Genomic DNA, 11,244 nt, shown 5'->3' on the forward strand with positions numbered 1-11,244 from the left:
CCGGGAGGATCGGACATGGCAGTTAAAATGATCCGCGACGTCATTCGCGACACGATCGATGAAGAAATGGCGCGCGACGAGAATGTCATCATGCTGGGCGAGGACATCGTCGGCGGCAATGGCGCGCCGGGCGGGCCGGAGGCGATCGGCGGCATATGGGGCACGTCGGGAGGCCTCTGGGCCAAATATGGTCCCGACCGTGTGATCGACACGCCGATCAGCGAAAGTGCGATCATCGGCGCGGCGGCGGGCGCTGCACTGACCGGCAAGCGTGCCATCGCCGAGATCATGTTCGCCGACTTCATTGGCGTGTGCATGGACCAAATCTGGAACCAGGTCGCCAAGTTCCGTTACATGTTCGGCGGCAAGTCCAAATGCCCGGTGGTGATCCGCATGCCCTATGGCGGCGGATACAACGCCGCGCCCCAGCACAGCCAGTCGATCCACCAGTTCGTGACCGCCATGCCGGGCCTGAAGGTCGTGATGCCTTCCACCCCGGCGGACACAAAGGGGCTGCTGACGCAGGCGATCCGCGACGATGATCCGGTGATCTTCCTCGAACATAAATTCCTTTACGCGGTGAGCGGCGAAGTGCCCGATGGCGAGTATCTCATCCCCTTCGGCCATGCGCGACAGGTGACGCAGGGCGACGATGTGACGATCCTGGCGACCGGCATGATGGTCGCGCGGGCCGAGCAGGCGGCGCGCGCACTGGCGCAGGATGGGATTGGCTGCGACCTCATCGACCTGCGCACCACCAGCCCGCTGGACGAGGAGGCGATCCTGGATAGTGTCGAGCGGACCGGGCGGCTGCTGATCGTCGATGAAGCGCCGCCGCGCTGCTCGTTCGCGACCGACTTGTCGGCGCTGGTGGCGCAAAAGGCATTCGCTTCGCTCAAGGCGCCGATCGAGATGGTGACCGCGCCGCACAGCCCGGTGCCCTTCGCGCGCGAGCTGGAGGCGGCCTATCTGCCTTCGCCCGAGAAGATCATGGCCGGCGCGGTCAAGCTCATGTCATGGCGGCGGGGGTAAGCGCGATGAGCAATTTGCGCGCATTCGCCATGCCCAAATGGGGCATCGAGATGACCGAGGGCGTAGTCGCCGAATGGAAGGTGCGCGAGGGCGCACCGTTCAGGAAGGGCGACCTGCTGGCGCTCATCGAGACCGCCAAGATCACCAACGAGGTGGAGGCGGAAGCGGACGGCCAGTTCGCGCGGCTGATCGCGAAGGAAGGCGAGACCTATGCGGTCGGCGACCTGATCGCAGTGCTGGCCGGGCCGGAGGACAAGCCGGTGAACAGCGAGTTGGACAGCTTTATCGCAGGGTACAAGCCGGGCGCGGCGAAGCCAGTGACGGCTCCCGCGCCGGATGCCGCGGCAGCAGCGCCCAAGGTGACGGTGGCGCAGGACGCGCTGATCAGCCCGGCGGCGCGCGCCTTTGCCGAGGCGAATGGCATGGATGTGAACGCTATTGCCGGATCGGGGCCGGGCGGGCGCATCACCTTCCAGGATGTGCAGCAGGCGAGCCTGCCGCCGGTGTCCGTCGGCGGGCCGGCGGTGGACATCGCGCCCGTCGGCGGGGCGTTGGGCGAGCTGTTCGCCAGCCCGCTCGCCAAGCGGCTGGCGGTGCAGCATGGCGTCGACCTGAGCGGGGTTAGCGGCACCGGCCCCAAGGGGCGCATCTGCAAGGCGGATGTGCTGGCGCTCGTTAACGCGCCGGCACCAGAGCCGGCCGTCTCCTTTGCCGCGCCGGTGGCGGGGGCAGCGGAGATCGTCCGTATGTCCCCGATGCGCAAGGCCATTGCCAAGGCGTTGAGCCACAGCAAGGCGACGATCCCGCATTTCTATCTACGCTCCAAGGTGCGGATCGACGCGATCCTCGGGCTGCGGGCGCAGGCCAAGGCGGCGACTGGCGAAGCGCCTAGCATCAACGACTATATTGTGCGGGCCTGCGCGCTGGCGCTGGCGCGGCATCCCGATGTCAATGTGCAGGTGCATGGCGATGAGATCCATCGCTTCGCCAGCGCCGACATCGCGGTGGCGGTGGCGACCGACAAGGGACTGATCACGCCGATCGTCAAAGGGGCGGACCGTCTGTCGGTGGCGGCTATCTCGCGCGAGGTGAAGGCGCTGGCCGACAAGGCGCGGACCGGGAAATTGCAGCCCGAGGAGTTTCAGGGCGGGAGCTTTTCGGTCAGCAACCTTGGCATGTATGGCATCGACCAGTTCGACGCGATCATCAATCCGCCGCAGGGCGCGATATTGGCGGTTGGCGCTGGGATGCGCGGGCCGGTGGAGATCGGCAACGCGCTCGCATTCGCGACGATCGTCAAACTGTCGCTGTCCTGCGACCATCGCGCGATCGACGGCGCGGTCGGCGCGGACTTCATGCGGACGCTGAAGGGGTTGATCGAGGAACCGGCGCTGCTGACGGGGTAGGCCCCGTCAGCCCTGCCGCGCCACGGCGGCGGCGACGGAGGCTTCGATATCGGCCTTGGTCGGGTTGCCGCGCAAGGTGAGGCCGCCGTTCACCTGGAGATTTTCGCCGGTCATGAAACATTCGTCGCTCGCCAGCCAGACGCAGGCGGCGGCGACATCCTGCGGCGTGCCGTAGCGGCCGAGCGGATAGCCCTTGACGAAGGCGTCCATGACGCCCGGAACGGCAGCAGCTTCGGCGGTCATCGGCGTTTCGGTGACGCCGGGCGAGATGCTGTTGATGCGGATGCCCCGTTCGCCAAACTGGTTGGCGACGCTGCGGACAAGATGATCGGTGCCCGCTTTGGTCGCCATATAGGCGTCGTGGTCGTGGAACATGATGGTCGATGTGGCCGAGCTGATCTGGATGATCGACCCACCGCCCTGCCCGCCCATGACCGGGATCAGCGCCTGGAGGAAATGGAAGGGACCGCGCAGTTGCAGCGCGACCATCGCGTCCAATTCCTCGGGCGTCGTGTCGAGGAAGGGTTTGAGCAGGCCCCAGCCGGTCGCGTTGACGGCGATGTCGATGCCGCCTAAGTGTTGCGCGGTGTCGGCGACCATCGCGTCGATCGACGCCTTATGGGTGAAGTCGCAATCGACGGCGATGCCGCCTGCTTCCGCGACGAAGGCGTCGAGCGCGTCGCGCCTGCGCCCGGCGACGGCAACCTGCGCCCCTTCGGCAAGGAAGCGGCGGGCGATCGCCTGCCCCATATTGTCCCTGCCCGCCGCGCCGACGATGAGGGCGCGTTTGCCCGCCAGCCGGGCCATCAAACGAACTCCTCCGCGCGGGGGGTTCGGCGGAGCGACTGGCCAGCGGTGATGTCGATGACCTGCCCGGTGATGAAAGCCTCGTCGCTGGCGAGCCAGAGCGCGGCGTTGGCGATATCCTCGACCGTGGAGAAGCGGCCGAGCGGGATTTCCTTGAGGAAGGCGCGCTTGACCGCGTCCATCGCGAACCAGCCGGCGGTCATGGCGCTTTCGGTGAAGCCTGGCGCGATGCTGTTGACGCGGATGTTGCGCTCGCCAAGCTCGTTGGCGGCGATACGGACGAGGGTGTCAGCCCCAGCCTTGGACGCGGCATAGGCGGAAAGGCCGGGCGATTGCACCAGCGCGGTGAGGGATGAGGCGGTGATGATCGAACCGCCCTGCCCCATGGCGAGCGCCATCTGCTTGATGAAGAGGGCGGTGCCGACGAAATGCACCTCAGATGCCTGACGGAAGGTGTCGGCGGTGGTTTCAAGGAGGGGGCCGCCGGATTCGACGCCTGCATAGTTGACCGCGATGTCGAGCCGGCCGTGGCGGTCGATCGCCGTTCGCGCGAGGGCGGCGAGTTGATCCTCCTGGACGATGTCGCAGGCTTGGGCGCTTGCGCCAAGCGCAGCGGCAACCTCCGCCACCGCCTCCGCGCGCCGGGCGGCGAGGATCAGGTGCGCGCCCTCTGCGGCGAAGCGGCGCGCGGTCGCCGCGCCCATGCTCTGCGGGTTGGATGCGCCCAATATCACCGCTACCTTGCCGTCCAGCCGCCCTGCCATTGCCGTCCTCTCGCTTTTGTCGGGCGGTAGGGTAAGGCAGCGGGCGGCTGCGCCAAACTCGGCTTTCTGTCAGGTCAGTCGGCCGCGCCCAGCCCCAGGAAACCGGCGGCAAAAAAGGGCACCATGCGATCAGCCATCGCATCGAGGTCCGACGAGTGAAGCGCGCCGCCCGATTGCCGGTCGAGCATTCCGCTTTCGACCAATATATGCGTGGTCGCGGCCTGAAAAAAGAAGAAGCCCCATTGCACGTCGAGCCGCGCCATTTCGGGGTGGAGGCGGGCGAGCGCTTCCACGAAATCCTGGATCACATGGTCATAATGAGTGCGGAAGGGGGAGACATAGTCCTCCTCCTGCGGATGGTTGGCGACGAAGGCGAGCAGGCGGACATAGTTTTTCCAGCCCGGCCCGCCGCGCAGCGCGCGATCGACGATGGTGGCGATGAGCGCGCGCAAGATCGCTTCGCGCCGATCGCGGCGGCTGCCCTCGACCGTCTTGGCATCGACAAGCGCCGCTTCGATGCGGGCGGCGTGATCGGCGGCGCGGCGTTCGATGACGGCGCTGAACAGGCTTTCCTTCGACCCGAAATGATAATGGGTGAGCGCGAGTTGCACCCCCGCCTCCGCCGCGATCTCGCGCAGCGACACGCCATAGAAGCCGCGCCAGGAAAAGAGCATTTCGGCGGCATCGAGGATGCGCGCTCCGGTCTCCGGCGCGCGGCGGCGATCGGCCTTGGGGCGCTTGGACCGGCCACCTGCAACTTCTGATAGGTTGGTTTCCATCGGCGTTCCGATTGTGTCCGACTTGTTGACTCCCCGCAAGCACATGATAGTTTTTGGTCGATCGTTCAAACAAAATTCTGTCGGAGAGGGCTATGAGCGTCGAGACTTTCATGAGCCGCCATATCGCGGACTATGACCCGCCGGTGCGGGGCGATCCGATCACGGGCGAGCGCTATTATTCCAAGCGCTGGGCTGATGCCGAATGGGACAATGTGTGGACGAAAGTCTGGCATGTGGGCGGCATGGCCGTCGACCTCATCGATGCCGGCGACTTCCTGACGCATAATCTGGGGCGCGAATCAGTCGTGATGCTGAAGCAGGCGGACGGATCGGTCCGCGCCTTCTACAATGCGTGCCTGCATCGCGGATACCGCCTCGCCTGGACGGAAGTGGGCGGCGCGCCGCAATTGGTATGCGGCTATCATGGGTGGCGCTACGACCCGGACGGCGCGCTGGCGCAGGTGCAGGATCCCGAGGATTTCCCCGGCGGCAATCCGTGCGGAAAGCACCGGCTGACCGAGATTCGCTGCGAAGTGTGGGGCGGGTTCGTGTGGTTCAATATGGATCGGGATGCGCCGCCGCTGCGCGACTGGCTGGGTGCTGCGGTGCACGACCGGCTGGCGCAATGGCAGATGGAGAAGATGACCCGCGTCTATGCGGTGACGTCGGACGTGCCGTGCAACTGGAAGATCGTGCGCGACAATTTCAACGAGAGCTATCATCTGCCGACGCTCCACCCGGAGATCAAAACGGTCATCAACGACCAACTTGCCGATTGCGACTTCGCGATCTTCGCCGAGACCGGGCACAACATGATGCGGATGCCGGGATTGCAGCCGTCCGCACGCTATCCCACGCATCAGGTGCTGGACCTGCCGCTGGCGCAGGCGCTGGAATATTGGGAGTTGGACCCCAAAGCCTATGAAGGCAATGCGATGGCGGCGCGTGCGGCGATCGCGGCGCAGAAGCGCAAGCTCGGCGCGCAGAAGGGCTACGCCCATTATGCGGGGATGGGCGACACCGAGATCGTCGATTATTTCCACTTCACCCTGTGGCCCAACATCACCTTCACCATGTGGCCGGACGGGGTGCAGCTATTGCGGTCAGAGCCGCATCCGACCGACCCGGAGCGCTGCATCTTCGACCACTGGTTCATGGCGCATCCGATCGGCGATACGGGCGTGGTGATCGGTCCCAATGGCCCGACGCCATTGGAGCCGGTCGATCGCGAGCATATCGTCTTTGGCGAAAAGTCGCTGGGCGTCGTCGCCGACCAGGATCTTTCGGTGGCGACGGGGCAACAACTGGGGCTGCATTCGCGCGGCTTTCGCGGGGGCATCCTGTCCAATCAGGAGAAGCGCGTGCAGTTCTTCCACGAGAAACTGAACGACGTCTGCGGCATTCACGACTGACGCGCGACCCAGAAGAGCGCGTTGCGGACGAGGCGGCGATAGTCGGGCTGATCATAGGCCGCAGGACCGTCGCCGGGCTGGAGATAGACGAGGCGGGCGCTGAGCGCCTGCTTAGCCCAGCCGATGAGGTCGTTGCCGGGCGGATGATCCCAGCCGTCATTGCAGTGCATCCGCCCGGCCAGCGCATGCTGCGGGCTGAAGAAACGGTCGGCGGTGAAGGGCGCAGCGGCGCGCAGCAGCGGGGTCACGTGGTCGGCGAATATTTCTGCGAGATAGAGTTCGTCGCGCATGGGCAAGCGGGCGGGAATGCCGGCCATGACCGGATGATCGGGCGCGACATTGATGGCGTCATAGGCGATGTCGTGCGCATAGCCGCTGTCAGGGCAAGGGCGTCCGCGCACCTGCGCCGGCATGTAGAGGAAGCGGCCGCCGAGCCATTCGGCATATTCGGGCCAGTCCGGCCAGCCGGCGAGCGCATGGTGAAGCGCGACGACGCCGGTCCCCTGCTCCAACAGCGCGCGCAGCCCCTCTTTCAGCTCCGGCGGTGGCGAGACGATGCCGGGACGGTCGGTGGGATGTTCGAAATCCAGGCCGGGCATGTCGTAGAGCAGCAGCGCGTCGAACCCGCGCATCCCGTCCGGGTTCATGAGCCGGGCAGCGGCGGGCTGATCCACCATGGTGGCGCTGACGCCCTCCATCGCCTCAAACATGGCGTCGAAGGCGGTACGGTCGAACGGATGGCCGCGCACCGACACAAGGACATTGAGGCGGGCATGGTGGTGGATAACGGGCATGAGCCTCTCCTTTCCACCAGTGTGCAGCGGCGGCGTTTCGCGGCCAACTGTAAAAAATGAAAGGACGAGGCCCCATGACCATGAACCGCCGCTTCATCCTGGCCGCGCGGCCGCAGGGTTTGCCCAAAAAGAGCGACTTCCGGCTGGTGGACGAGCCGCTGCCGGCGATCGGCGAGGGCGAATTTCTGGTGCGCAACCATTATGCTTCGATCGACCCGGCGATCCGGGGCTGGCTGGAGCCGGGGGGCAACTACATGCCACCGGTGCCCATCGGCGATGCGGTGCGGGCGTCGACCATCGGCGTGGTCGAGGAGAGCCGCAATCCGCGCTTCGCGCCGGGCCAATGGGTGATGGGATTGAACAAGATAGAGCAGGTTTCGGTCGGGCGCGGCGACGGGTTCACCCATCCCATCGACGTGAGCGCTGTCCCCTTCCCCACCGCCTATCTGTCGGTCGCGGGCGCAGTCGGGCTGACCGCCTGGTTCGGGGTCGAGGATGTGATGCAGCCGCGCGCCGGGCAGACATTGCTGGTGAGCGGGGCGGCGGGCGCGGTGGGATCGCTGGTGGGGCAGCTCGCCAAGCGGCGCGGCGTGCGGACGGTGGGCATTGCCGGCGGGCCAGACAAATGCGCGAAGCTGACCCAGCGCTACGGCTATGATGCGGCGATCGACTATCGCGGCAAGGATGCCGACGCGCTGGCCGAGGCGATCGGGCAGGCGGCGCCGGATGGGGTGGATTTCGTCTATGAGAATGTCGGCGGCATGTGCCTCGACGCGGCGCTGATGCGGATCAATCCGGGCGCACTGGTGGTGATATGCGGCCTGATTTCCGAATATAACAGCGCGCCTTATGGCACGCGCAACGTGTGGCAGCTGCTGGTCAAGACGGCGACGATGCGGGGCTATCTCATCAGCCAATATGTCGATCGCTTTCCTGAAGGCACGCGCGCCATGGCGGCGCTCGCAGGCGAAGGCGCGATCCTCTATGACGAGCATATCGAGGAAGGGATCGACCGGGCGTTGCCGGCGATGTTGCGGCTGTTCGACGGCAGCAACGAAGGGAAGATGATCCTGAAGCTGGCGTGAGGGGGCTGGACGGCGATTAGCTGCTTGCCCGGTTGGCGGCAAGCGAGGTCCGCCGATCGCCACACCGGATGTCGGGCTCCCCCTGTGTCCTGTTTTCCATAGTCCGTGCCGGAATCGAACCGACCTGTCTAAAGTCACAGGCAAATAAAGGACGCGTTTCGCGCAGACTGGCGCAGTCATGCAACGGCGCCACGGGAAGAGCGCCAAGCGTTGAGGGGAGTGCTGTCATGAACAGGAGCATCGCGTTCGCCACCACCATACTGTCGTCGGGCTTCGCGCTGATCGGCGCGGTACCGGCACACGCACAGGAAAGCGCGCCGCAGGCCGCCGCCGAGCCGGTGGGCGCGGGCGAGATCATCGTCACCGCCCGCCGCCGCGAGGAACGGTTGCAGGATACGCCGGTCGCGGTGACCGCGGTCAATGCCGCGATGCTGGAAAACAAGGCGGCGGTGAATATCGGCGACCTGACCGGCTCCGCGCCCAACCTGCTGATCACCAACCAGAATTCCGGCGCCGCCGCCGCCAACCTCGCCATTCGCGGCCTCACCTATGCCGACGTCGAGAAATCGGCCGAGCCGACCGTGGGCGTGGTGGTGGACGGCGTGTTCATCGGCACCAGCACGGGGCAATTCTTCGACTTTTTCGACATCGAGCAGATCGAAGTGCTGCGCGGGCCGCAGGGCACTTTGTTCGGGCGCAACACGATCGGCGGCGTCATCAACATCCGACGGTCGAAGCCGACCGGCGAATTCGGCGGCAAGGTCGAGGTTTCCTACGGCCGGTTCAACACGCTGGCGACCCGCGCCGTCGTCAACGCTCCGCTGTCGAGCGACGGCAGCATCGGCGTCAAGGGCTTCTATTTCCACAATGAGAGCGACGGCTGGTACAGGCAGGCGCAGGATGGCAGCCGGCGCGGCTTTTCCAACAATGAGAATTTCGGCGGCGCGCTGCGCGTCGCGCCGGAGGGTAGCGGCTTCGAGGGCATTTTGACGGTCGAGAAGCAGGTGCAGAAATATGATCCGGTCGTGTCCAACCTGACCCGCACCGGCGAAGTGTTCTGCGGCCTTATCCCGGCGGAACAGTGCAACCGGAACAGCACGACCGACCTCTACACGGTGTTCGGCCAGGCCAATGTCGGTCGTTACTCCGCCCCGTCCGCGACGCTGGAGCTGAATTATGATGCTGGCGACATCACGCTGACGTCGATCACCGGCTGGCGCAAGTCCAAAGAAAATCAGACTCAGGACTTCGACGCCTCATCCACCGACCTCTATTATGTCCGCCGCTTGCAGAATTATGAGCAGTGGAGCCAGGAATTCCGCGCCGCTGGCAAGATCGGCGACGCCCTCGACTATGTGGTCGGGCTCTACTATTTCAAGTCCGACTATTATCTGGCGCAATATAGCCGGGTCTTCGCTTTCTCGCCGACGATCGACCCGCTTGATTTCGACACCAACCCGCAGGAAGTGAATGGCCGCACCCGGTCGATCGCGGCCTTCGGCGATTTCAACTGGGCTTTCGCGGACCGCTGGCGCCTGTCCTTCGGCGGTCGCTTCACGCGCGACAAAAAGTCGCTCGATAACAGCTTCGGCGGCAATCTGATCGGCGCGGGATCGGACTCGTTCAAGAAATTCACGCCCAAGGTCGGGGTCGATTTCCGTCCCAACAACCAGACGATGATCTATGCTAGCTGGTCGCAGGGTTTCCGCTCGGGCGGCTTCTCGCCGCGCGCGGGCACGGCGGCGAGCGCCAGCCAGTCCTATCGTCCGGAAGTGGTCGACAGTTTCGAGGTCGGCAGCAAGCTGGAACTGTTTGACCGCAAGTTGCAGTTCAACGTCGCGGCCTTCTACTCCAAATATAAGAACCTTCAGCAGAACAACACGCTCAATTGCCCAAGCTGCGCTACCGGCAACGAGACGATCACCTCCAACGTCGGTTCGGCCAAGATCAAAGGCCTGGAATTCGACTTCACCGCCCGGCCGACGACGCAGCTCACCATAACAGGGTCGATGGGTCTGCTCGATTCCAAGTTCAAGGGCTTCATCGTCGGCGGCGTCTCGCCGGTGTCGGGCGCGGTCGTTCCCTACGACTATTCGCGCAACGACCTGATCTACAATCCCAAGATGACGGCGTCGCTGGCAGCGGATTACACTGTTCCCACCAGCTTTGGCGAGGTCATCGCCAATGTGACTTACCGCTATATCGGTCGGTACGACCAGCAGATTTCGCTGGGGCCGATCACCGGCGACCTGACGAACGGGCCGATCATCGTCAACGGCAACGATCCGCGCGTGCGGACCGACAAGCAGGGGCTGATCGATGCGAGCCTGTCGACCAACTTCACCCTGGGTGGCGCGGAAGCGAAGCTAACGCTGTTCGGCCGCAATCTCGCCAACGATCGGGGGCCGACGCATGGCTTTACGGTCGGCGGCCTGTGGTCCTTCGGCACCGCCCGCGAGCCGCGCACCTATGGCGCGACCCTTGGGGTCAAATTCTGACCGCTCCTCCCCTGTTGGAGACTCTTCACCTGCGGCCGGGGCATGGCATGCCCCGGCCTCCTTGTTTCTGTGCCATCGGAGATCAGCCATGACCGATAATGCCGACTTGCTGGAGACGCTTGCCGCGCGTGCGGCAATCCACGACCTGGCGATGGCCTATTGCCGGGGGGTCGACCGGGCGGACGCCGCGCTGCTCGCCTCTGTCTTCTGGGAGGATGGGGTGATGGACACGGGGATGGGGCCCACCGACGCGGCCGACTTTGCCGAGACGATCACCGCTTATTGCCGGACGTCCATGACGCATTGCTTCCACGCCGTCGCCAATGAATGGATCGAGGTGAAGGGCGACCGGGCGGTGGGGGAGCTTTACGTCATTGCGCAGGTCCGCGCCGGCGGGCAGGACATGCTGACCGGCGGGCGCTACCTCGACCGCTATGAAAAACGCGGGGGCGTGTGGAAGATCGCCGCGCGGACCTTCGTTGCCGACTGGACGATGGCGCAGCCGGCCGGCGCGCCGCTGGACGCCATGTACGAGGCCGGGCGGAACCGGGGTGGGTGGGGCGCGGCCGATCCGGTTCATGCCCATTGGGCGAGCCTGTAGATAAGAAAGGCGCCGTTCCGGGGAGAGACCGGAACGGCGCCTTTCGCGGCGACCCGACGGGCGGGG

General features: G+C 65.3%; 10 protein-coding genes. 6 read left to right on the forward strand and 4 right to left on the reverse strand.

Annotated features, from left to right (window positions below):
• Positions 1-15 precede the first annotated feature (15 nt).
• Positions 16-1,032 carry an alpha-ketoacid dehydrogenase subunit beta gene (locus tag ACETPF_RS06145; protein ID WP_373933450.1) on the forward strand — a complete coding sequence of 339 codons (1,017 nt, stop codon included), beginning with the start codon at positions 16-18 and terminating at the stop codon, positions 1,030-1,032.
• A 5-nt stretch (positions 1,033-1,037) separates the two neighbouring features.
• Complete coding sequence (locus ACETPF_RS06150) at positions 1,038-2,438, forward strand: dihydrolipoamide acetyltransferase family protein (protein ID WP_373933451.1); 1,401 nt, start codon at positions 1,038-1,040, stop codon at positions 2,436-2,438.
• Between the two features lie 6 nt (positions 2,439-2,444).
• Here the strand turns inward: ACETPF_RS06150 and ACETPF_RS06155 are convergent, their stop codons facing one another.
• The 3 genes from ACETPF_RS06155 to ACETPF_RS06165 form a co-directional block, all read right to left on the reverse strand.
• Positions 2,445-3,245 carry an SDR family NAD(P)-dependent oxidoreductase gene (locus tag ACETPF_RS06155; protein WP_373933452.1) on the reverse strand — a complete coding sequence of 267 codons (801 nt, stop codon included), beginning with the start codon at positions 3,243-3,245 and terminating at the stop codon, positions 2,445-2,447.
• Positions 3,245-4,009, reverse strand: coding sequence for an SDR family NAD(P)-dependent oxidoreductase (locus ACETPF_RS06160; RefSeq protein ID WP_373933454.1), 765 nt, complete (start codon positions 4,007-4,009; stop codon positions 3,245-3,247). The genes ACETPF_RS06155 and ACETPF_RS06160 overlap by 1 nt, the downstream gene beginning before the upstream one ends.
• Positions 4,010-4,083: 74 nt before the next feature.
• Positions 4,084-4,788 carry a TetR/AcrR family transcriptional regulator gene (locus tag ACETPF_RS06165; protein WP_373933455.1) on the reverse strand — a complete coding sequence of 235 codons (705 nt, stop codon included), beginning with the start codon at positions 4,786-4,788 and terminating at the stop codon, positions 4,084-4,086.
• 92 nt (positions 4,789-4,880) lie between these two features.
• Here ACETPF_RS06165 and ACETPF_RS06170 point away from each other — a divergent pair, with 92 nt between their 5' ends.
• The gene (locus ACETPF_RS06170; RefSeq protein WP_373933457.1) at positions 4,881-6,200 is read left to right on the forward strand and encodes an aromatic ring-hydroxylating oxygenase subunit alpha; all 1,320 of its coding nucleotides are present in this window, start codon (positions 4,881-4,883) and stop codon (positions 6,198-6,200) included.
• On the opposite strand, the gene ACETPF_RS06175 is transcribed toward ACETPF_RS06170, so the two are convergent.
• Positions 6,191-6,994, reverse strand: coding sequence for a ThuA domain-containing protein (locus ACETPF_RS06175; protein ID WP_373933458.1), 804 nt, complete (start codon positions 6,992-6,994; stop codon positions 6,191-6,193). The genes ACETPF_RS06170 and ACETPF_RS06175 overlap by 10 nt on opposite strands.
• A gap of 74 nt (positions 6,995-7,068) precedes the next feature.
• On the opposite strand from ACETPF_RS06175, the gene ACETPF_RS06180 reads away from it, so the two are divergent.
• From ACETPF_RS06180 to ACETPF_RS06190, 3 genes are all read left to right on the forward strand, one after another.
• Positions 7,069-8,079 carry an NADP-dependent oxidoreductase gene (locus ACETPF_RS06180; protein ID WP_373933460.1) on the forward strand — a complete coding sequence of 337 codons (1,011 nt, stop codon included), beginning with the start codon at positions 7,069-7,071 and terminating at the stop codon, positions 8,077-8,079.
• A 227-nt stretch (positions 8,080-8,306) separates the two neighbouring features.
• On the forward strand, positions 8,307-10,577 hold the full coding sequence (locus tag ACETPF_RS06185; protein ID WP_373933461.1) for a TonB-dependent receptor: 2,271 nt from the start codon (positions 8,307-8,309) through the stop codon (positions 10,575-10,577).
• 88 nt (positions 10,578-10,665) lie between these two features.
• Positions 10,666-11,178, forward strand: a complete 513-nt coding sequence (locus ACETPF_RS06190) for a nuclear transport factor 2 family protein (protein ID WP_373933462.1) — start codon at positions 10,666-10,668, stop codon at positions 11,176-11,178.
• Positions 11,179-11,244: the final 66 nt, after the last annotated feature.

The sequence above is a fragment of the Sphingobium agrisoli genome, assembly GCF_041877245.1.
GTDB lineage: Bacteria > Pseudomonadota > Alphaproteobacteria > Sphingomonadales > Sphingomonadaceae > Sphingobium.